Annotated in this window: 20 protein-coding genes; 8 read left to right on the top strand and 12 right to left on the bottom strand. The window is 69.0% G+C overall.

The window, feature by feature from the left end:
- Positions 1-1,494, bottom strand: coding sequence for an AlkA N-terminal domain-containing protein (locus EV645_RS07095; RefSeq protein ID WP_277876984.1), 1,494 nt, complete (start codon positions 1,492-1,494; stop codon positions 1-3).
- 118 nt (positions 1,495-1,612) lie between these two features.
- Between EV645_RS07095 and EV645_RS07100 the strand changes: the two genes are divergently transcribed.
- The 4 genes from EV645_RS07100 to EV645_RS07115 all read left to right on the top strand — a co-directional run bounded on the left by EV645_RS07100 (position 1,613) and on the right by EV645_RS07115 (position 7,053).
- Positions 1,613-2,353, top strand: a complete 741-nt coding sequence (locus EV645_RS07100) for an SDR family NAD(P)-dependent oxidoreductase (protein ID WP_130440929.1) — start codon at positions 1,613-1,615, stop codon at positions 2,351-2,353.
- 131 nt (positions 2,354-2,484) lie between these two features.
- The gene (locus EV645_RS07105; RefSeq protein WP_130440931.1) at positions 2,485-3,261 is read left to right on the top strand and encodes an LLM class flavin-dependent oxidoreductase; all 777 of its coding nucleotides are present in this window, start codon (positions 2,485-2,487) and stop codon (positions 3,259-3,261) included.
- A 74-nt stretch (positions 3,262-3,335) separates the two neighbouring features.
- Positions 3,336-4,340 (top strand): LacI family DNA-binding transcriptional regulator, encoded by a 1,005-nt coding sequence (locus EV645_RS07110; protein ID WP_130440933.1) that lies wholly within the window; start codon positions 3,336-3,338, stop codon positions 4,338-4,340.
- Positions 4,341-4,383: 43 nt separating this feature from the next.
- Positions 4,384-7,053 (top strand): glucosidase family protein, encoded by a 2,670-nt coding sequence (locus tag EV645_RS07115; protein ID WP_242000254.1) that lies wholly within the window; start codon positions 4,384-4,386, stop codon positions 7,051-7,053.
- A 400-nt stretch (positions 7,054-7,453) separates the two neighbouring features.
- On the opposite strand, the gene EV645_RS07120 is transcribed toward EV645_RS07115, so the two are convergent.
- From EV645_RS07120 to EV645_RS07165, 10 genes are all read right to left on the bottom strand, one after another.
- Positions 7,454-8,215, bottom strand: coding sequence for a hypothetical protein (locus EV645_RS07120; protein ID WP_130440935.1), 762 nt, complete (start codon positions 8,213-8,215; stop codon positions 7,454-7,456).
- Positions 8,212-9,108 carry an ATP-binding cassette domain-containing protein gene (locus EV645_RS07125; protein ID WP_130440937.1) on the bottom strand — a complete coding sequence of 299 codons (897 nt, stop codon included), beginning with the start codon at positions 9,106-9,108 and terminating at the stop codon, positions 8,212-8,214. The genes EV645_RS07120 and EV645_RS07125 overlap by 4 nt, the downstream gene beginning before the upstream one ends.
- On the bottom strand, positions 9,108-9,467 hold the full coding sequence (locus EV645_RS07130; RefSeq protein ID WP_130440939.1) for a GntR family transcriptional regulator: 360 nt from the start codon (positions 9,465-9,467) through the stop codon (positions 9,108-9,110). The genes EV645_RS07125 and EV645_RS07130 overlap by 1 nt, the downstream gene beginning before the upstream one ends.
- 96 nt (positions 9,468-9,563) lie before the next feature.
- Positions 9,564-10,439, bottom strand: a complete 876-nt coding sequence (locus EV645_RS07135; protein ID WP_130440941.1) for a GOLPH3/VPS74 family protein — start codon at positions 10,437-10,439, stop codon at positions 9,564-9,566.
- Positions 10,432-10,641, bottom strand: a complete 210-nt coding sequence (locus tag EV645_RS07140) for a type II toxin-antitoxin system antitoxin (RefSeq protein WP_130440943.1) — start codon at positions 10,639-10,641, stop codon at positions 10,432-10,434. Before EV645_RS07140 ends, EV645_RS07135 begins: the two co-directional genes overlap by 8 nt.
- Positions 10,642-10,654: 13 nt before the next feature.
- Positions 10,655-11,560 (bottom strand): SPFH domain-containing protein, encoded by a 906-nt coding sequence (locus EV645_RS07145; protein ID WP_130440945.1) that lies wholly within the window; start codon positions 11,558-11,560, stop codon positions 10,655-10,657.
- 165 nt (positions 11,561-11,725) lie between these two features.
- On the bottom strand, positions 11,726-12,424 hold the full coding sequence (locus EV645_RS07150; protein WP_130440947.1) for an aminotransferase class IV: 699 nt from the start codon (positions 12,422-12,424) through the stop codon (positions 11,726-11,728).
- Positions 12,425-12,436: 12 nt separating this feature from the next.
- The gene (pabB, locus tag EV645_RS07155; protein ID WP_130440949.1) at positions 12,437-13,789 is read right to left on the bottom strand and encodes an aminodeoxychorismate synthase component I; all 1,353 of its coding nucleotides are present in this window, start codon (positions 13,787-13,789) and stop codon (positions 12,437-12,439) included.
- A gap of 43 nt (positions 13,790-13,832) precedes the next feature.
- A complete protein-coding gene (locus EV645_RS07160; protein WP_130440951.1) occupies positions 13,833-14,612 on the bottom strand; it encodes a class I SAM-dependent methyltransferase in 780 nt (259 codons plus the stop codon).
- A gap of 70 nt (positions 14,613-14,682) precedes the next feature.
- Positions 14,683-15,396 (bottom strand): iron-dependent transcriptional repressor DtxR, encoded by a 714-nt coding sequence (locus EV645_RS07165; RefSeq protein ID WP_130443599.1) that lies wholly within the window; start codon positions 15,394-15,396, stop codon positions 14,683-14,685.
- 61 nt (positions 15,397-15,457) lie between these two features.
- On the opposite strand from EV645_RS07165, the gene EV645_RS07170 reads away from it, so the two are divergent.
- The 4 genes from EV645_RS07170 (at position 15,458) to EV645_RS07185 (ending at position 19,143) form a co-directional block, all read left to right on the top strand.
- Positions 15,458-16,756 carry a cryptochrome/photolyase family protein gene (locus EV645_RS07170; protein ID WP_130440953.1) on the top strand — a complete coding sequence of 433 codons (1,299 nt, stop codon included), beginning with the start codon at positions 15,458-15,460 and terminating at the stop codon, positions 16,754-16,756.
- A gap of 73 nt (positions 16,757-16,829) precedes the next feature.
- Complete coding sequence (locus tag EV645_RS07175; protein ID WP_198681501.1) at positions 16,830-17,222, top strand: GntR family transcriptional regulator; 393 nt, start codon at positions 16,830-16,832, stop codon at positions 17,220-17,222.
- Complete coding sequence (locus EV645_RS07180) at positions 17,219-18,097, top strand: ABC transporter ATP-binding protein (protein ID WP_130440957.1); 879 nt, start codon at positions 17,219-17,221, stop codon at positions 18,095-18,097. Before EV645_RS07175 ends, EV645_RS07180 begins: the two co-directional genes overlap by 4 nt.
- Positions 18,094-19,143 (top strand): ABC transporter permease subunit, encoded by a 1,050-nt coding sequence (locus EV645_RS07185; protein ID WP_130440959.1) that lies wholly within the window; start codon positions 18,094-18,096, stop codon positions 19,141-19,143. Before EV645_RS07180 ends, EV645_RS07185 begins: the two co-directional genes overlap by 4 nt.
- Here the strand turns inward: EV645_RS07185 and EV645_RS07190 are convergent.
- Entirely contained in the window at positions 19,109-20,428 is a 1,320-nt protein-coding gene (locus EV645_RS07190) for an APC family permease (protein WP_130440961.1), read from the bottom strand. The two genes, EV645_RS07185 and EV645_RS07190, sit on opposite strands and share 35 nt — an antisense overlap.
- Position 20,429: the final 1 nt, after the last annotated feature.

The following is a 20,429-nucleotide window of genomic DNA, read 5'->3' on the forward strand; positions in this document are numbered from 1 at the left end:
TTACTCCGGAATCTTGTTGATCGCGTGGTCACCGGTGGCCCACAGGTACTGGACGGCGTACGCACGCCAAGGCCGCCACGCGCGGGCGTGGTCGGTCAGGAGTTTGGGGGCCTCGGGCAAGCCTAGATCACGGGCGGCGTAGCGGATACCTAAATCACTGGCCACAAAGGCATCCGGGTCGCCGAGCGCGCGCATCGCGATCGACTCGACCGTCCACGGCCCGATCCCCGGCAGCGCCGCGAGTTGCTCGCGGGCCCGATTCCAGTCCGCACCGGCGCCGAGATCGATCTCCCCGTCGGCCAGGGTCCGGATCAGTGTCGTCAACGTCGTACGCCGGGACTTCGGAAACGCCAGCGTCTCCGGATCGAGCCCGGCCAGCGCCTGCATCGTCGGGAACAGATGCGTCAGCCCGCCGGTCGCGTCCTCGATCGGCTCACCGTGCTGCAGCACCAGCCGATGACCGTGCGTCCGGGCGGCCGCGGTCGACACCTGCTGACCGAGCACAGCGCGTACGGCGAACTCCTCGCCGTCGACCGTGTGCGGAACCCGGCGTCCCGGCGCCTTCACGATCAACGGTGCGAGGACCGGATCCTCGCTGAGCAGGTCGTCGACCGCGATCGGATCCGCGTCGAGGTCGAGCATCCGCCGGCAACGGCTGATCGCGATCGCGAGATCGCGCTGATCGGTGAGCGAGAGCTGACACGCGATGTGGTCGGGCATCGGCCGCAACGCGACCACGCCGTGACCGTGCGGGAGTCGCAGCGTGCGGCGGTAGTGGCCGTCGCGCCACTCCTCCACCCCTGGCACGCCGGTCGCGATCAGGTGACCGAACAGGTTGTCCGGCGTCAACGGAGCGCGGAACGGGAGACGCAGCGAGATCGTGCCCGGCGCGACAGTCGTCGTACCCCGGCGGGCGCGGCGGCGCAGCTCGGTCGGGGACAGCGCGAAGACCTCCTGCACGGTCTCGTTGAACGTCCGCACACTCGAGAACCCGGCGGCGAACGCGACATCCGCCATCTGCAGGCTGCTCGTCTCGATCAGCAGGCGCGCGGTCTGGGCCCGCTGCGCCCGTGCGAGCGCGAGCGGCCCGGCGCCGAGCTCGGCCAGGAGTTGCCGCTGCACCTGCCGCACGCTGTACCCGAGCTGACCAGCCAGCCCCGGCACGCCGTCGCGGTCGACGACGCCGTCGGCGATCAGGCGCATCGCGCGGGCCACCAGGTCGGCGCGGTCGTTCCACTCCGGGGAGCCCGGGCTGGCGTCCGGACGGCACCGCTTGCAGGCGCGGAATCCGGCCTGCTGCGCCGCGGCCGCACTCGGGTAGAACCGCATGTTCTCGACCTTCGGCGGCACCACCGGGCAGCTCGGCCGGCAATAGATCTTCGTGGTCAGGACGGCCGTGAAGAACCACCCGTCGAACCGCGCGTCCTTCGACTGGACGGCCCGGACACATCGCTCCCTGCACTCGTACACGTCCTCCAGCATCCCTGCCGCCACCGACAGTCGCTAGCGGTTTTACGACATGGAGGTGGGCCAGGTCGCGGTTTTGCGACGCGACGATCCGGTGTCGGATTCTCGCCAGCTTCACCGTCGCGGCTCGCGTGGACTTGTCGGCATGAACGAACTGCTTGGCAAGAAGGCAATGGTGACAGGTGGCAGCCGCGGGATCGGCGCGGCCACCGCGATCGCGCTGGCGGAGAAGGGCGCCGACGTCGTGATCACCTACAACGCGTCCGCGGATGCGGCGGCAACAGTGGTGAAGGAGATCGAGAGCCTCGGGCGGCGTGCCGTTGCCCTCGCGGTCGACGCAGCGGACGCGGTCGCGGTCGGCGACGGCGTACGACGGGCTGCGGAATCCCTTGGTGGGTTGGACATTCTGGTGAACAACGCCGGCGTGGGCGCGATCGCGCCGATCGCTGATCTCACCCTCGCCGATGTGGACCGGGTGCTCGCGGTCAACGTGCGTGGGGTGTACGCGGCGACGCAGGCCGCGGTACCGCTGCTGTCCGACGGTGGACGTCTCATCCACCTCGGCAGCTGCGCCGCGGGCCGGGTCACGACTCCGGGGATGACGCTGTACGCGATGAGCAAGTCCGCTGTCACCGGGCTCAGCAAGGCGCTGGCCCGCGAGCTCGGGCCGCGCCGCATCACCTCGAACGTCATCCAGCCCGGACCGATCAACACCGACATGAATCCCGCCGACGGCCCTTTCGCCGGCGTCCAGCGCGCCAACCTGGCAATCGACCGCTTCGGCGACTCCACCGAGATCGCCGCCGCTGTCGCCTACCTGGCCGGGCCTGACGCCGCCTTCATCACGGGCACCGAACTGACCGTCGACGGCGGGCATACCGCCTGACTGCGGATCCCCAGGCCATCACAATCAGGCGCCCAGACGCTCGTCAGGCGGCACCACCGGCGAAGGCAGCCATTGTGATGGCCTGGGGATCCGCCCCGGGGTTGTCGGCGGGCGCGGCTAGCGTCGCCGGCATGAAGTTCTCGGTGACGGTCGGGGCTGTGGGTGCGGGGCGGGATCCGCGTGGGCTGGCTGAGCTTGCCCGCGCGGTGGAGGACTCCGGCTGGGACGCGTTGTTCCTGGAGGACTACCTCGTCTACCAGGGCGACGCGTCCCAGCCGACGTGGGACCCGTGGATCTGCCTGGCGGCGATGGCGGTGGCGACCGAGCGGATCCGGATCGGTACGACGGTGACGCCGCTCCCCCGGCGCCGACCGTGGAAGGTGGCGGCGGAGGCTGTGGCGTTGGACCACCTGTCCGACGGACGAATGGTGCTGGGGGCCGGGATCGGGGATCCGGGCGATCCGTTCATGGAGGGGAAGAGCCCGAAGGTCTTGGCGGAGATGCTCGACGAAGGGCTGGAGCTGATCGACCTGCTGTGGAGCGGGGAGCGGATCAGCTTCGACGGGAAGCACTACCGCTTGGAGGACGTGCAGTTGACGGCTCGGCCGGTGCAGGAGCCTCGGATCCCGATCTGGGTGGGCGGCAACATGTTGGTGCCTGCCGTGCGGCGGAGGATTCTTCGGTGGGACGGGTCTTGCGCTTACAAGGGGAGCACGGACGCGTCGCAGCAGATCACTCCTGATGATGTCGTTCGCCTGTTGGAGGAGGGCGCGCGCGAGGTGAAGGTGAGCGGGGGTGAGCCGGCGGCGTTCGCTGAGGCGGGGGCCGCGTGGTGGGGGCGGTGGATCGCGCCGATGGGCGTCGAGGAGACGCTGGCGATCGTCCGGCAGGGGCCGCCGCCGCTCTGAACCGTTGACAGCTTTGGACGGCCCGGGGCAGACTGCGGATGTTTTTAACGTTCAAAACGTCCGTGGGAGGTCGCGTGGCCACGCTCAAGCAGGTCGCCGCCCACGCCGAGGTGTCGGTGCAGACGGTGTCGAACGCCCTCAACGCCCCGCACCGGCTTCGGGCGGACACGCTCGAACGCGTCAACAAATCGATCGAACTGCTCAACTACCGGCCCAATCGTAACGCCCGCAGTCTGCGGACCAGCGCGGTCGAGTTGATCGGGTACTGCGTTCCGAACTGGCCGAACCAGACCCATCTCGTGATGGACCAGTTCCTGCACGCACTCTGCGCCGCCGCCGAGCGCACCGGCCGGCACATCCTGCTGTTCACGGCGCCGCCCGGCGTCGACGGCATGCCGACGTACGACGATCTGCATGCTCGCCGGCTCGTCGACGGGTTCGTGCTGTCGCAGACCGAGACGCACGATCCGCGGCACGGCTGGTTGAAGGAGCAGGGCATCCCGTTCGTCAGCTTCGGCCGGGTGTGGAAGCAGACCACGCAGCCGGGTCCGTGGGTGGACGTCGACGGCGCGGCCGGTTCCGCGCTCGCGGTCCGGCACCTGTACGAGACCGGCCGCCGCCGGATCGCCTTCCTGGGCTGGCCGAAGGCGTCCGGTCTGGCCGAGGATCGCGCGGGCGGTTGGCGTGACGAATGCAAGAGACTCGGCCTGCCGATCAGCGGACTGTCCGTGCGTTGTCGCGAGGACAGCCTCGACGAAGGCGCCCGAGTCACCGCAGCTCTGCTCGACGCCGGCCGCGAGATCGACGGGATCGTTGCCCTGAGCGACGTTCTCGCGCTCGGCGCACTCCGCGAGCTCACCCGTCGCGGCCTCACCGCCGGCCACCAGGTCGGCGTCACCGGCTTCGACGACTCGCCCCTCGCCGACGTCGTCTCCCCCGGCCTGACCAGCCTCCGGCAACCGATGGACGAGATCGCCGGCGAGCTGATCAAGATCCTCACCGGCGCGCCCGACGGCACCCCAACCGAACGCTTGCTGCAGCCAGAACTGGTGATCAGGGGCAGCTCGGCCCCTGGCTGATCCCCGGCGCTGTCCCCCGGCGCCGCGAGAAGGAGGAACCGCCATGACTCCCTATCCGACCAACCGCAGTAGCTCCCCGCCACCCCGCCGCAGACCGGTACGCCGGACCGCCGGGATCGCCCTGCTCGCCGCCGCGACCGTCCTCGCCGGCACGGCGTCGGCACTCGCCGGTCCGTCGTCCACCGCGGGCCCGGCCACACGATCGACCGGCGCCACGACGGCCTCGGCCGGATCTTCCGAGCTGTCCGAGACCACTCGCCTCGCCGACCGGCGATCGCTCGTCGTCGGCGACCGTGCCTACGCGATGGGCGACGAGACGGGCCTCTACCCCGCCTCCGGCTGGCACATCCGCGGCGAGATGGGCGGCTTCTGGACCCAGCCGATCAAGCTGCTCGACGGCATCTGGTTCGGCCTCGACGGCAACTGGCTCGGCAAGGACGTCGCCGCCGCGAAGTACACCAGCGGCCAGGGCTACAGCCGGATCGACTACTCCGGCTCGGTCAACGTACGCCGTACCGACTTCGTCCCCGACGGGGTCCGCGCGACGCTGGTCGGCCTCACGCTCAGCTCGAGTACGGCGAAGACGGTCAAGCTCGACGTGGACGCGCACTCCGAGCTGATGCAGTCCTACCCGTGGGACTGGACCGCCCCGGGCGCCGCCGACGCGAACCTGCCGGACACCGGCGACTACGTCAACGGCGCGCTCAGGTTCCGCGAGCAGGGCACACCGACGTACCCGAACGCGACCGCTCACGACTATGCCGCGTTCGTCGGATCGTCCCTGCGTCCGACGGGCAACGAGCTCGGGGCGAACTATCGCGGCCCGCAGGACCCCGCGGTGATCTGCCCCAAGGACGGTACGACGCCCGCGCGGTGCGACGACTCTCTCGTCGGCAAGGGCACCGGCGGCCGGCTCAAGTACGACGTGAAGCTGTCGGCGGGTCAGCCGAAGACGATCTGGTTCGCGGTGGCCGGATCGGACCAGGGCAGCCAGGCCGCGCAACGCGAGTACGGCAAGGCACTGAGCAACCCGGAGAAGTTGCTGCGGGCAAAGACCTCCGCCCGGCAGCAGATCGACGCGCAGTCCGCAGTGGACCTTCCTGGTGACCGGCTGCTGCAGCAGAGCGTCGAGTGGAGCAAACAGAACCTCGCCGACTCGGTGCAGGAAGCGCACAACCTGCAGATCCGCGACGTCAACGAGGGCAAGGACTACCCGGCACCGGTCGGGACCGTCCAGACCGCGCGCTGGTTCGGCGCCGGGTTCCCGGACTATCCGTGGCTGTTCGCGACCGATGGTGAGTACACCGCGTTCGCCGCGGTCGCAGCCGGCCAGTTCGACACCGTCAAGGACCACCTCAAGGCGCTGCGCGACGTCAGCGACCTCCTGAACAACCGCAGCGGCAAGGTCGCGCACGAAGTCACCCCGACCGGTTCGGTGTACTTCGGCTCGAACCAGAGCGCGGGCAACACCGACGAGACGGTGAAGTTCCCGAGCACGGTCGCGCTGCTGTGGCGGTGGACGGGCGACAACAAGTTCCGCGACGACATGTACGACTTCAGCGTGCGGAACCTGCAGTACGTGTACCGCGAGCTGGACAAGGACGGCGACGGCTGGCCGGAGGGTCTCGGCAACGTCGAGCGCACCGGGATGGGCGTGGAGAAGCTGGACAACACCGTCTACCTGATCCGAGGTCTGACCGACCTCGCCGACCTGGCCGCGTCGAAGCACGACACGAAGGTGCAGCAGTGGGCGACCACCCGCGCGAACGACCTCGAGTCCCGCTTCGATGCGCAATGGTGGGTGCCGCAGGCCAAGGGGTACGCCGACTCGATCGACGACCCGGCCAACCCGGCGAACGACAACACGCCGATCTTCCAGCGGCACTGGATCGGTGTCACGCCGATGGAGGCGATCCTGAACCGGTCGGGGCAGACGGCCTCGCCGCTCGCCTCGACGGCGCACGCGAACATCGCGCTGGACCAGCGCGAAACGGCTTGCTACACAGGCGAATTCGGTCTGTTCCACACCGGCACCGGCGCGACGTCGGACCCGGCCGGCAACCCCGGCGCAACGTGCGATCCGGTGGTGTCGCAGGTGAAGAGTGAACGCAGCATCTTCGGTCTGAACACGTCGATCATGGCCGTTGCGGAAGGCAACTTCGGTCGGATGGGCGCGACGCAGCAGCAGGCCTACACCACCGGCAACGCCCGGATCCAGCTCGACCCGTCGGTCTGGGAGACCCCCGGCGCGATGCCGGAGATCGCTCCGTCACCGGATTCCGCGGCGAACATCGGCCGGCCGTTCTACGACCGCTCGATGGCGCTGCAGGCGTGGGGCGCGTACGGCATCCTCTGGCCGGTGATCCACCAGCAGCTCGGCGTCGACCCCGACCTCGGACACGGCAAGATCTCCGTGGTGCCGCAGATTCCGGCCGGACAGCCGAAGGTGGCCGGTAGCAACATCCGGGTCGGTCGCGGGTCGGTCGATGTGTCCGCACGCCTTACAGGTAAGGCGTTGTTGACCGATGTGACCGCGAAGGGCGTCGGCGCGACGCTCACGGTCGGCGCCGTACTCCCGTCCGGCGCGAAGGTGAAGAGTGTGTCGGTCGACGGGCACGCAGCGCAGTACAAGCTCGTCACCACTGCCCGCGGGACCGAGGTCCAGGTGCCGGCGAAGGGCTCTCATACCGAACTGAGAATCACACTCCGCTGAGAGCTCGGTACGCAAGAACCCCGAGGTCGTTCGCGACCTCGGGGTTCTTCATTTCTGCCCTTTTCGGCACCGGCGAGTTCAAGAAGGCGGGCCCCTCCGAGTATGAGTCGGAGGGGCCCGCACCAGCTGAAGGAAGGTGACGTCTCCAGCTTCCCGATACGGGTCCGTGGAGGCCGGCAGACCCCGTCACCGGTCTACCTCGGTGGGGATCCCCACCGCGAGGGCCCTCGGTTTCCGATCGACCCACCGCTCCAGTCCGAAGCGGCGTGTCGACATTTCTACGCTCTTCAGCGGGGGTCGCACAAGCCTTTCCTGACAACAGTTTTGGTCGTCCACAGTGATCACGCATCCATCCACAGAAACTGTCCCGGTTATGCACACCCCCTGTGCATAACGTGTCTTAGCCCTTAGCGGGTTTGAGTGCCATCGGTTGCAGAAGGCGATACCCGGCGTACACGCCCAGCGCACTGACCACGAGGACGGACGGTACGGCGACGGCGAGTGGTGGCCGGTGATATCCGGCGTTGGTGAGGACGTCGGCGAGCCATTGCGCGACGAGCAGGAACTCGGCGGCCACCGCCGGGATCAACGCCAGCGGCAGCATCAGCAGACCGCGCCAGAAGCCGAGGCGGACGAACGTGATGCCGAGCAACCAGCCCGTCACCTCGTGGGACAGGATCAGCAGGAAGAACTCGGCGAAGACCAGGCCGACCTGCGAGGTACTGGTGAACAGGTGCGGGTTGGTCAGCTTGTCGGGCCAGCCCTGCCACGCGTAGAGCGCGTGCTCCACCTGGTAGGCCAGCACCCACACGATCGACGTTGCCGCCGCGGCGCCGGTCAGGTAGATGCCTGAGGCAACCGCATACATCCGCCGGGTGACGCCGTGCGCAACCAGCAGCGCCAGGTACGCCGGGGTGAGCGTCACGCCGATCGCCAGCGAGAAGTACTTCGGCGACTGGGTGCCGTAGTCCCACATGCTGCTGGTGACGCCGCTGGTCGCGAGCTGGATGACGAGCCCGATGACCAGGAACGCAACGATCATTACGATCCAATAGCCGACGAGCATCTGCCGCATGCCCACCGCCATCGACAACAACACCGTCTTCAGCCGGCGCCAATCGGATGCTTCAAGCGGAAGCGTCGCCTCGACTGTGGTGGTCATGAGCGGGCTCCTGTCAGGTGGACGAAGAGGTCCTGCAGGCCGACAGGACCGATCTCCAGTCCGGCTGCGGTCGCCTGCGCGAGCAGCGCCGGGTCGAGGTCGCCCAGGATCGTGGTGGACTTGGTGCCGCCCAGCCGCTCCTCCGCAAGCACGGTGAAGCCGGCGGTGAACTTGTCCACGGCCGCGGCCGGTCCGACGATCGAAGCGCCGCGGCCGCGTAGCGAGTCCACCGGGGACTGCGTGACGAGGCGGCCGTTGTCGAGGATGACGACCTCCTCGAGCATCGCGCTGACCTCGCTGACCAGGTGGGTCGACAGCACGAACGTGCGCGGTACTTCGGTGTAGTCGGCGAGCAGTGCGTCGTAGAACAGGTTCCGCGAGGGGACGTCCATGCCGAGGTAGCTCTCGTCGAAGATCGTCAGCGGAGCCCGGCTGGCGAGGCCGAGGACCACGCCGAGCGCGGACTTCTTACCGCGGGAGAGCTTCTGGATCTTCTTGTTCAGCGGTACTTCGAAGCGGTCCAGCAGGTCGCCGGCAAGGTCGGCGTCCCAGTACGGGCGCAGCGCCGCGGCGAGACCGATCGCTTGTTTGACCTGCACGGCGTCGGGGCGGTCGCCGGACTCGCGGATCAGGCACACGCGGCTGGTGACGACGGCGTTCTCGTACGGCTCCTGCGCCGTACCAAGGTCGCCGCCCTCGATCAGCACGCGACCCTCGTCCGGCCGGCAGAACCCGGCCAGGACCGCGGCGAGCGTACTCTTCCCGGATCCGTTCCGGCCGAGCAGCCCGTGAATCTTCCCGGGCGCCAGCCGCAGATCAAGCCGATCCAACGCCGGCACCCCGGCAAACCTCACCGAGAGGTTCTCGGTCCTGACCGTCAGGGCGGTGGTCATCAGGCGTCTCCGTAGGTACGAATGTGCTGGAGGATGTCCTTCAAGGGGATGCCGATCGCCTTGGCTTCGCGGATCATCGGGTCGACGACGTCGGCGAAGAACGAGTCTCGGCGGCCGGTGCGGAGCAGGTCGCGGGCGTTCGGGGAGACGAACATGCCGATACCGCGCTTCTTGTACAGCACGCCCTCGTCGACCAGCTGCGCGAACCCCTTCGCCGCGGTGGCCGGGTTGATCCGGTAGAAGGCGGCGTACTGGTTGGTCGACATCACCTGCTCGTCCTCGGCCAGCGCACCGGTCACGATGTCGTTCTTGATCTGCTCCGCGATCTGCAGATAGATCGGACTCCGATCGTCGAACACAACCCCACCCCCTTCCCCATATCCCAGCCCCGAGCGAAGCGAGGGGCAGGTAGCTTGGTTCTTTAGTTGAGTAACGAACCGTAGCGCCTGGCCGGTTCACCCACCGGCCGAGGATTGCGCCTGCTGGATCGCCTTCTTCAGAGCCGGCACGACGGGGCCGACGCGGACCGCGAGCTGCGCCAGGCGGTCCTTGTGGCGGATCCGCTGCTCCTTGGTGACGATCGTGCGCAGGTCCGCGGTGGACGCGAGTACGACGATCGACGCGTCGCGGAGGTCTACCCGTGAGACGAGCCGGGAGGCGCGCAGGGTGTCGTGTGCGGCCTGCAGGAGCTGCCTGCGCATCAGTGGGTGGCGGACGGTGATGCGGTCCGCCGGGATGATCCCGAGGATGCGATGCGGCTCGACCTTGATCAGCCGCGCCCGGTCGAGCTCGTCGCGCACCCGGCGTACCGTCGCCCCAGGCCGCCGCTCAATCCAATGCCGCCACCGCCGCGGGCCTGCCGCCCGCACCTCCTCAAGCACTCCCGCCAACACGGGGTCAGTCGGAGCCGGCACCGTCGTCACCCGAGCCCGCCCACCGTCATCAACAAGATTCCCCGCCAACTGCAGATCCACCAACACCGCCGCCCGAAGCACCTTCCCAACCTTCGCCCGACCGACCAACCGCTGCCGTTGCGGGTCGCAGGACAACAGGAAGAGCCTGCCCGCCAACGAGTCCGGAACCTGTAGGTTGCCAAGGGCAACTACCTTCCGAGTCGATCGCGCGGCTGCCCTGGAGCCGATCCCGGCACCAGCCGGCCCAGCCGGCCCCCTGGGCCCTCGGGCCGCGCCCACACTCCCCGCGCCGCGGGCGCCGTCCGCGCTGCGCAGGCCGCCGAAGGCGGTCCACCGGGTGACACCGGCCATTCCCCGCGCGCCGGGCCGCAGCCCCGGCTGTTCGCCTCCGGCGATCGTTGCGTGCTTTCTACTCATTGTTTTCCTCCTTGGGAGGGCGGCCCGGGCGGCGGGGTTTGCCTACGCCGCTGGGGAGACGGCCGGCGTCGGCCAGGGCTCGGCGGAGCAGGTACTCGATCTGTGCGTTGGTGCTGCGCAGGTCGTCGGCCGCCCAGCGGGCCAGCGCGTCGTGCACCACGGGATCCAGCCGGAGCAGGATCTTCTTGCGTTCGACAGCCACGGCAGACGACCACTCACTGGTAGAGCGTGCCGGCGTTGACCACCGGCTGGGCGTCACGGTCGCCGCACAGCACCACCATCAGATTGCTGACCATCGCCGCCTTCCGCTCCTCGTCCAGCTCGACAACCTCGTGCTCGGACAGCCGGTCCAGCGCCAGCTCGACCATGCCGACCGCACCTTCGACGATCCGCTGCCGAGCCGCCACGACCGCACCCGCCTGCTGGCGCCGCAACATCGCCTGCGCGATCTCCGGCGCATACGCGAGGTGCGTGATCCGCGATTCGATCACATGTACGCCGGCCGCGTGAACCCGCGCGCCGATCTCTGCCGACAACTTCTCGGTGATCTCGTCCGTGCTGTCCCGCAGCGACAACACGCCGTCGTCGGTGTGGACGTCGTACGGATAGCTGTTGGCGATGTGCCGGACCGCGGTCTCGGTCTGGATCGCGACGAACTCGACGAAGTCGTCCACCTCGAACATCGCCTGCGCGGTGTCCTCGACCTGCCAGACCACCACCGCCGCGATCTCGATCGGGTTGCCGTCGGCATCGTTGACCTTGGCAACGGCCGTCTCGTGGTTGCGGATCCGGGTCGAGACCTCACGCCGCGAGGAGATCGGGTTCACCCAGCGGAGACCGTTGGTGCGCACGGTCCCGGAGTACCGCCCGAGGATCTGCAGCACCCGCGCCCGGCCCGGCGAGACCGCGGTCAGCCCGGCGGCGACGATCACGCCGACCACGAACACCGCGATCCCACCCACCACCTGCGGACCCCGGTCGTGGGTGGCGCCAATGATGACACCGGACACCCCGGCGACCAGCAACACGAAGGCCAGCAGCCCCATCGGCCAGCCGTTCAGATCCCGGCCGGCCCGCTCGGTCACCTTCGGCGCCGGCATCTCCACCGCGACATCCACCATCACACGCTCCCTTGCTCGAATAGCGCAAAGGTAGCAAAGTGATATCACATTTACAAGAGACCTGTGCAGGCTCGACAGGAGGTGTCCAGGACTGACGGCAGTTTCCCGAGAAGCTCAGGCGTAGAGGGACGGGCAGTAGACGTATACGTCCTGTCGAGCGTGCACCTAGGGCAGGCGGGTCGCCAGGGATTCCAGGTGGGACTGCCAGACGGCGGAGTGGGAGTTGGGCAGCGGGTCGATGGCGGAGGCACCCCACGCGTGGATCGGCCGGATGCCGTGCAGAGCGTTCACCAGCCACGCCTCGGTCGCGTTCTGCAGATCCTGCGGTGTGACGGCCCGCTCGGAGACCTCGACACCCTGAGCGGCGGCGATCCGGCGCAGAAGCTGTGCGGTCACCGAAGCGAGCAGCGGCCGGTCGGACTGCGGGAAGCAGAGGGTGTCGTCCTCCCACCACGCGACCGCCGAGTACGCCGCCTCGAGCACCGTCCCGTCGGCGTCGAGGAGCAGGATCTCGTCCGCGCGATCAGGCGCCGACTCCTTCAGCTTGCCGAGCAACTCCAGGTCCGGGCCTTTGACCCGCGGCGCGGTCCGCGGATCCGGACCTTCGTGTACGGCGACCCGCACCCGGCCGCCGATCGGCGGCGCCGGCCGCAGCTGGACGGCGAGCTCACCCGACGCCTGCAGCTCGTACCGCGGGAACCACCGACCGAACCCGGGCAACCGCCCGGCCTGCTCGTCCCAGAACCGCTCCGCGGCGACCCCCGCCGCGGCGCACGACCGGACGAACCGTTCCCGGTGCAGCTCCAGTCCCCGGACCTTGCCATTGGCAACCAGGAACGAATCCGCCACCAGCAGACCACTCATCTCCCCCACCCTTCACCCGCGACCGGCCCGGCCGACGGCTGCCGTTGCTTTCAGCACCATTTCTTCGTACTCCGCGACCGCGTCGGAATCCAGCACGATCGCACCCCCTGCCCCGATCACAGTCTCGTCCGGAGTCAGCACCGCCGTCCGGATCACCACGCTCAGATCCGCCCGCCCGTCCAGGGACAGGTAGCCGAGCGCGCCGGAGTACACCCCGCGTGCGCTCCACTCGAGCTCGTCGATGATCTCCATCGTGCGGATCTTCGGCGCACCCGTCATCGACCCCGGCGGGAAGCACGCCCGGACCGCGTCGACCGCGGTCAGCCCGTCCCGCAACCGGCCGCGGACCGTCGTCACCAACTGGTGCATCGTCCGGTAGCTCTCGACCTGCATCAGCTGCGGCACGGTCACCGTCCCCGGCACGCTCACCCGGCCGAGGTCGTTGCGGATCAGGTCGACGATCATCAGGTTCTCGGCCCGGGTCTTGTCGTCCTCGGCCAGCGCCTTCGCCGCGAGCTGGTCCTGCGCGGGGTCGAGATCACGCGGCGCGGTCCCCTTGATCGGCCGGCACTCGGCCCAGCCGTCCGCGTCCACGGTCAGGAACCGCTCCGGCGAGGAGCTCGCCACCGCGAGATCGCCGTACCGGAGGAAGGCGGCGTACGGCGCCGGGTTCGCGGAGCGTTGCCAGCGGAAGAACTCGAACGGGTCCTGCACGGCCGGCAGCCGGACGCGGTTCGTCAGGTTGACCTCGTACGTCTGACCGGCCTCGAGCTCCTCCAGACAACACGCGATGCCGGCCAGGTACGTCGCCCGGTCCTGCTCGAGATGTGCCTCGAGGTCGAGCGTGGCGATCGCCGGGGTGTCGAGGCTGCCCATCCACCAATCGGTGGCGGCCTGCTCGGCCCGGTCCAGCCAGTCCTCTCCGGCACCGGGCTCGTCGACCGCGACGAGGTAGGTCCGGTGGTGATCGTGGTCGATGACGATGAACCGGTTCGCCCAGATCCAGAGCGCGTCCGGCGTCGGCGACTCGTGCGCGGCCCGGCCGCCGGTGAGTGCCTTCAGCTCGTACCCGAAGTACCCGACGTACCCGCCGCAGAACAGCCCGGCCAGCTCCGGCGGCGGCTCGGCGGCCCGCGCGGCCAGCAGGTCCTGAAGCTCGGCGAAGATGTCGCCGTCGGCAACATCCCGGACGATGACCTCAGCGCCGAGCGACGTACCGAGGACGGAGACCCGCCGCGGCGCGCGGTCGGTCAGGCTGCCGTCGAGCCAGAACGCGACCGGTTCGGCGGCCAGCAGCTCGCGGTAGACCGTCTCGCCGTCGAGCGCTCGATCGAGCGTCCGGACGGACCAGCGCAGCGCACTCACAAGCACACCGTACCGACCGCGGGCCTCAAGCGGACCTCAGCGCTCAGGAGATGGTCAAAGCGACCTTCGTGCGCATCGCGGTGATGCGGCGGATCGGGATCGCGACCTCGAGGCCGTCCTTCGATTCGGCGCGATCCGCGAGCCATCCGGCGGCGGTGTCGCGGCGGACGTCCGGCGTACCCGGGAGGTAGAGCGCGTTGACGAGTCGCATCGCGTCGTCGCGGCTGCGGATCATGTACACGTACCGCTCGCGCTGGCTCTCCATCACGTCGAACCCGGCGTGATGGAGCTGGTCCTTCAACTCGGTGATCTCGCCGCCGGCCGGGAACTGCGGCGTCGACCGCAACCGCGTGGTCAGACCGCTCAGCGTGCGGATGTCCCCGCGCCGCAGCGGCCGTACGGCGGGCACGATGGCCGCCAGGACGCCGCCCCGCCGCAGTACCCGGGCCGCCTCCGCGAGTACGTCGGGAAGCGGCTGGAGGACCATCAGGCCCATCGAGCAGGTGACGACGTCGAAGACCTCGTTCGCGAACGGCAGGTGCAGCGCGTCGGCCTGGATCTTCGGACCGGGCGCGCCGGCGAGCTGGGCCGGGTTGTTGTCGACACCGACCACCCAGCGCCCGTACAGCTCACGCGCCACCGGCCCGTTGCCGCAGGCCAGGTCGAGCACCCGCCGGGCCTCGCCCGACACGGCACGGACCAGCCACCGGTACGGCGTGTGGTCGCCGGCCACTGCCCGTGACAACAGCGCTTCCGTGCTGCCGGGGGTGGCGGTATGAAACTCCCGCAGGTACTGCGGCCAATCAACAGGGTTCTCAGACATCGCGGACCGACGCTACCGGCTGACGACCCGGCGTACTTCGCCGGGTGCTCAGCGTTAACGCAGAGTTGACCTACACCCGGCTCACGAAGATGTGGCCGGCGGTTTCGTCGCTGATCACGCCGCCGGCTTCGCGGCTGCCGACCAGTACGCCGTCGGCGTCCATCGTCGAGTCGACCTCGCGACCGGGCAGCGCGCCGGCCTTGCGCAGTACGGCCATCGCGCCGTCGTCGGTCTGCACCGGCTCGGCGATCCGGCGGACGAGCACCCGCACGCTCTCGCCGGTGGACTGGTCGAGGACCTGGTCGAGCGGCTCGACACCGATCCGGAAGTCCTCGATGTCGCTCGCGATACCGCTGGTCTGCAGCTCCTCCAGACCCGGGATCGGGTTGCCGTACGGCGACTCGGTCGGGTTGTCGAGGATCTTCAGCAGCCGCAGCTCGACCGCGTCGCTCATCACGTGCTCCCAGCGGCAGGCCTCGGCGTGCACGTCCTCCCACTCGAGCCCGATCACATCGACCAGCAGACGCTCCGCGAGGCGGTGCTTGCGCATCACCCGGACGGCCTGCTTGCGGCCGACGTCGGTGAGCTCCAGATGGCGGTCGCCCTCCACCTTGATCAGACCGTCGCGCTCCATCCGCGCAACCGTCTGACTGACCGTCGGACCGGACTGGTGCAGGCGTTCGGCAATCCGTGCCCGGAGAGGGAGGATGCCCTCTTCTTCCAGCTCGTAGACGGTCCGCAGGTACATCTCGGTGGTATCGATCAGCTCGCTCACGACAACCATTCTCACCTATTGAGGCAACCCTTACCGAATCGCTGCTGGGTACCGGCGGATGATGAGCACGATGACAGCGGTGATGTGGTTCCGCCGGGACCTTCGGCTGGCGGACAATCCGGCCCTGCTCGACGCCGTCGCGGCGGGTGACGGCCGGGTTCTCGGCGTGTTCGTGGTGGATCCGTTGCTCTGGGAGCGTTCGGGCGATCCGCGCCGGGACTACCTCGCGTCGTCTCTGCGCAGTCTCTCCGAGTCGATGGGCGGACGGCTCGTCGTACGGCGGGGTGATCCGGCGACCGTCGTACCGGCTGTCGCGGACGAGATCGGGGCGGCGAGTGTGCATGTCAGCGCGGACTACGGGCCCTACGGACAGCAGCGCGATCAAGAAGTTGAAGCCTCATTGAAGTGTCCGCTGATGCGGACGGGATCGCCGTACGCCGTGGCGCCGGGTCGGGTGCTGAATCAGCAAGGGCGCTCGTACCAGGTGTTCACGCCGTACTTCAACGCATGGCTGGCACACGGCTGGCGCCAGCCGGTTGAGGCGCCGGCCGACGTGACGTGGGTGAAAGCCGCCAGCGAGGAACTGCTGTCGGCCGAGGGAGCGGGTGAGCAGGCGGCGCTCAAGCACTGGCAGGCGTACCTCGATGACGTTGCGGCGTACGACGACGAGCGGGACCGGCCCGACCTGGACAGCACGTCGCGGATGTCGATCCCGTTGAAGTACGGCGAGATCCACCCGCGGACGATGCTCGTCGATCTCGCGCGCAATCGCAGCGCCGGCGCGGAGGCGTACCGGCGTGAGCTGGGGTGGCGCGAGTTCTGCGCGGACCTCCTCGCACGCCACCCGCACGCCGCATGGAAGCCGCTGCGCTCGGAGTTCGACAAGATGCAGTACGACGAACCGGGCGAGCTGTTCGACGCGTGGTGCGCGGGCCGGACCGGGTTCCCGATCGTGGATGCCGGGATGCGGCAGCTGGCCGAGACCGGCTTCATGCACAACCGGGTGCGGATGGTCGTCGCGTCGTTCCTGGTCAAGGACCTCCACGTGCATTGGCGGTTCGGCGCCCGCTGGTTCATGCGGTCGTTGCGCGACGGCGATCTCGCGTCGAACTCGCTCAACTGGCAGTGGGTGGCCGGCTGCGGCGCCGACGCGGCGCCGTACTTCCGGATCTTCAACCCGGTCAGCCAGGGCCAGAAGTTCGACCCCGACGGCGAGTACGTCCGGCGCTGGATCCCCGAGCTGCGGCACCTCGACGGCAAGACGGCGCACGAGCCCTGGCGGTACGGCGCCGGCGCCTACCCGGCCCAGGTCGTCGACCATGGCGAGGCCCGCGCCGAGGCCCTCCGCCGGTACGCCGCGATCCGCTGATCGCTCCCCGCCCTTGACGAGCGTTTGCGTCATACCCCTATAGTGCTAGTTACCTAGATGAATGGGGTTATGGATGATCGAGTTCCATCTGGACGGCCGGTCGGGGGTCTCGCCGTACCAGCAGATCGTTCAGCAGGTCCGGAACGCGTTGCGGCTCGGACTGCTGCTGGAGGGTGACCAGCTGCCGACCGTGAAGGACGTCGTGGCGGCGCTGGCCATCAACCCGAACACCGTGCTCAAGGCGTACCGCGAACTCGAACACGAGGGCCTGGTCCAGGCCCGGCCGGGCCGCGGCACGTTCGTCACCCGCACCCTCACCGACAACACGCTCGCCGCGCACGGTCCGCTCCGCCAGGACCTCCGCCGCTGGCTCGCCAAGGCCCGCAAGGCCGGCCTCGACGACGAGAGCATCGAGGCGTTGTTCCTGACAACCTTTCGGTCCGCCGCTCAGGAGGACATAGCGTGAACACAGTTCTGCAGGCCCACGGGCTGGGGAAGAAGTATGGCCGGCGCTGGGCGCTGACCGATTGTGATTTGGTGGTTCCGGCTGGGCATGTGGTGGGGCTGGTCGGGCCTAACGGGGCCGGTAAGAGCACGTTGCTGAATCTGGCCGTGGGAATGCTGACGCCCAGTGCGGGGACCGTTGAGGTGCTGGGGGCTCCGGCCGGAGCGCAGCAGGCGAAGGTCGGGTACGTCGCTCAGGACACACCGACGTACGCACGGTTGAGTATCGAGGACCACCTGCGGCTCGGGCGACGGCTGAATCCGGCGTGGGACGAATCCCTTGCACAGCAGCGGGTCCAGCACCTGAAGCTGGATCCGAAGCAGCGGGCGGGCAAGCTGTCCGGTGGTCAGCGGGCGCAGCTCGCGCTCACGCTCGGTCTGGCGAAGCGACCCGAGCTGCTGGTCCTCGACGAACCCGTCGCGGCGCTCGATCCGCTGGCCCGGCGCGAGTTCCTGCAGGACCTGATGGAGGCGGTCGCGGAGCAGGAGCTCAGCGTCGTACTGTCCTCGCATCTGGTCTCCGATGTCGAGCGTGCCTGCGACTACGTGATCGTGCTCGTCGACTCGCGGGTGCAGGTCAGCGGCGAGATCGACACCCTGCTGGCAACGCACTACCGGTTGACCGGTCCGCGCCGCGATCCGAAGGACCTGCCGCGGGACCAGTTCGTCGTGACCGCCAGCCACACCGACCGGCAGTCGACGTACCTGATCCGGACCGAGCAGCCGATTCACGATCCGGCCTGGACGGTCACCCAACTCACGCTCGAGGACCTGGTGCTGGCCTACATGGGCCGCGACGTCCAGCCGGAGCGCCCAGTTCTGGAGGTGCAGCGATGATCTGGTTGACCTGGCGACAGTTCCGCGTGCAGTTCCTGGTCGTCGCGACGGTGATCGTCGCGGCCGGCATCACCCTCGCCATCACCGGCCCGGGCCTCGCCGACGACTACCGGCGACTGGCCGGCTCGTTCATCGAGAGCCTCGGCTTCCAGCGCTTCAATCCCTTCCTGTACATCGCCGGGCAGGCCCTCCTGTACGTCACGCCGCCGGTGATCGGGGCGTTCTGGGGCGCACCGCTGGTCGCGCGCGAGTTGGAGACCGGCACCCACCGGCTGGTGTGGAGTCAGAGCATCGGCCGCCGCCGCTGGCTCGCGACCAAGCTCGGGGTGACCGGTGGCGCAGCGATCGCGATCACCGGGCTATTGAGCCTCGCGGTGACCTGGTGGGCCGACCCGATCGACAAGGCGATCAACGCCGGACAGGACTCGAACACCTACCTGCCCCGGATGTTCCCGCCGGTCTTCGCCGCCCGCGGCCTGGTCCCGATCGGGTACGCCGCGTTCGCGTTCGCCCTCGGCGTCGCGCTGGGCCTCGTGATCCGTCGTACCGTCGTGTCTCTCGCGGTCACGCTGGCAGCCGTGATCCTGATACAGATCATCACGCCGTCGCTGATCCGGCCGCATCTGCTGGCGCCGACGGACAAGTACATCGTCGCGAACGCGGAGAACGTGCGGGGCTTCGGGCTCACCGGGGACGGGCCGAATCCGACGGTGAAGGAGCTGGAGGTCGCAACCGGAGCGGTCGGTGCCTACAAGCTGTCCGACGACACCGTGGACAAGTCGGGCAAGGCTTTGAGCACGCTGCCCGACTGGGTCATCAAGTGCGCGCCGGCTCCGCCGCCCGGCCTGGCACAGGAGCCGAACAGCGACGCCGACCGGACCGCCTGCTTCCAGCGGCTCGCCGATGAGGGGTACCGGCAACATGTCCGGTACTACACCGCGGACAAGTTCTGGGACCTGCAGTGGCGGGAATTCGGGTTGTTCCTGCTGGTGGCGTTCGCGCTGGGCGGGTTCAGTTTCTGGCGGATCCGGCGCGACCTGTCCTGAACCGTCGTACGAGAAGGGCTGCCGCGAGGAGCGCGGCAGCCACGACCGCGGACGTCCACGGAAGAGTCACCGCGAGTACGACGCAGCCGGTCAGGCCGATCACGTTGACGGCGCGGGGCCAGCGACGCTGGTCGGCCGGCTGGGTGAAGGCGGACGCGTTCGCAATCGCGTAGTACAGCAGAACGCCGAACGACGAGAAGCCGATCACGCCGCGCAGATCGGTGGTGAGCACCAGTACACCGACGACCGCGGCGAGCGCGAGCTCGGCGTGGTGCGGCACCTGGTAGCGGGGATGTACGGCGGCCAGCCAGGTCGGGAGGTCCTGGTTGCGGGCCATGGCGAGCGTGGTGCGGCCGATGCCGGCGATCAAGGCCAGCAGGGCGCCGAGGCTGGCGAGCGCGGCGCCGATCCGGACGATCGGTGTCGCCCAGGCCGCACCGACCCCGTCGACCGCGGACGCGAGGGGCGCCGTGGTCGACGCGGGGTCGCCGGTCCGTAACAAGGCAAGGGCAACGAGCAGATAGATGCCGATAGCAATGACAACGGCCACGGTGATTGCTCGCGGAATCGTTCTGGCCGGTTCGCGGACCTCCTCACCCATGGTCGCGATCCGCGCATACCCGGCGAACGCGAAGAACAGCAGCCCGGCCGATTGCAGAACGCCGTACACCGAGGTGCTGGCTGACGTGTGATGTTGCGGCTCACCTGCGAAGAGCACGACGAGCACCACAGCGAGCACAATGAGCGTGCAGGTGACGAGAATCCGCGTGAGGCGTGCCGTCCTGGTCACTCCCCGGTAGTTGACGGCAGCCAGAGCGATGACGGCCGCCAACGCGATCAACCGCCGCAACCAGCCGACATCTGTCGCGTACGTCGCGAACGTCAGCGCCATCGCGGCACACGACGCCGTCTTCCCGATGACGAAGCACCAGCCGGCGGCGAAGCCCCACCACTCCCCCAGGCGTTCGCGGCCGTAGATGTAGGTGCCGCCCGAGACCGGGTACACCGCCGCGAGCTGCGCCGACGAGGCTGCGTTGCAGTAGGCAACAACAGCCGCGATCGCCAGGCCGAGGAGTAACCACGAGCCGGCCGCCTGCGCGGCCGGCGACCAGACAGCGAAGACACCGGCGCCAACCATCGACCCCAGCCCGATGACCACCGCATCCCCGACCCCCAACCGCCGCGCCAGCCCAGCCTGGGGCGCGTCGGCGCTGGACCCGCCGGCGGCGGAGCGGCGCGGCCCTGGTTGTGCCGCGCCTGGCGGCCCGGGGTCAGGCACGGTCATG

This window comes from Kribbella rubisoli (genome assembly GCF_004217145.1).
GTDB lineage: Bacteria > Actinomycetota > Actinomycetes > Propionibacteriales > Kribbellaceae > Kribbella > Kribbella rubisoli.

What these genes read in the sequence shown, in the direction of transcription:
- EV645_RS07100 (WP_130440929.1), top strand. Translation starts at nt 1,613, where the DNA reads ATGAACGAACTGCTTGGCAAGAAGGCAATGGTGACAGGTGGCAGCCGC.
- EV645_RS07105 (WP_130440931.1), top strand. Translation starts at nt 2,485, where the DNA reads ATGAAGTTCTCGGTGACGGTCGGGGCTGTGGGTGCGGGGCGGGATCCG.
- EV645_RS07115 (WP_242000254.1), top strand. Translation starts at nt 4,384, where the DNA reads ATGACTCCCTATCCGACCAACCGCAGTAGCTCCCCGCCACCCCGCCGC.
- EV645_RS07120 (WP_130440935.1), bottom strand. Translation starts at nt 8,215, where the DNA reads ATGACCACCACAGTCGAGGCGACGCTTCCGCTTGAAGCATCCGATTGG.
- EV645_RS07125 (WP_130440937.1), bottom strand. Translation starts at nt 9,108, where the DNA reads ATGACCACCGCCCTGACGGTCAGGACCGAGAACCTCTCGGTGAGGTTT.
- EV645_RS07135 (WP_130440941.1), bottom strand. Translation starts at nt 10,439, where the DNA reads ATGAGTAGAAAGCACGCAACGATCGCCGGAGGCGAACAGCCGGGGCTG.
- EV645_RS07145 (WP_130440945.1), bottom strand. Translation starts at nt 11,560, where the DNA reads ATGGTGGATGTCGCGGTGGAGATGCCGGCGCCGAAGGTGACCGAGCGG.
- EV645_RS07150 (WP_130440947.1), bottom strand. Translation starts at nt 12,424, where the DNA reads ATGAGTGGTCTGCTGGTGGCGGATTCGTTCCTGGTTGCCAATGGCAAG.
- EV645_RS07160 (WP_130440951.1), bottom strand. Translation starts at nt 14,612, where the DNA reads ATGTCTGAGAACCCTGTTGATTGGCCGCAGTACCTGCGGGAGTTTCAT.
- EV645_RS07165 (WP_130443599.1), bottom strand. Translation starts at nt 15,396, where the DNA reads ATGGTTGTCGTGAGCGAGCTGATCGATACCACCGAGATGTACCTGCGG.
- EV645_RS07170 (WP_130440953.1), top strand. Translation starts at nt 15,458, where the DNA reads ATGACAGCGGTGATGTGGTTCCGCCGGGACCTTCGGCTGGCGGACAAT.
- EV645_RS07175 (WP_198681501.1), top strand. Translation starts at nt 16,830, where the DNA reads ATGATCGAGTTCCATCTGGACGGCCGGTCGGGGGTCTCGCCGTACCAG.
- EV645_RS07185 (WP_130440959.1), top strand. Translation starts at nt 18,094, where the DNA reads ATGATCTGGTTGACCTGGCGACAGTTCCGCGTGCAGTTCCTGGTCGTC.
- EV645_RS07190 (WP_130440961.1), bottom strand. Translation starts at nt 20,428, where the DNA reads ATGACCGTGCCTGACCCCGGGCCGCCAGGCGCGGCACAACCAGGGCCG.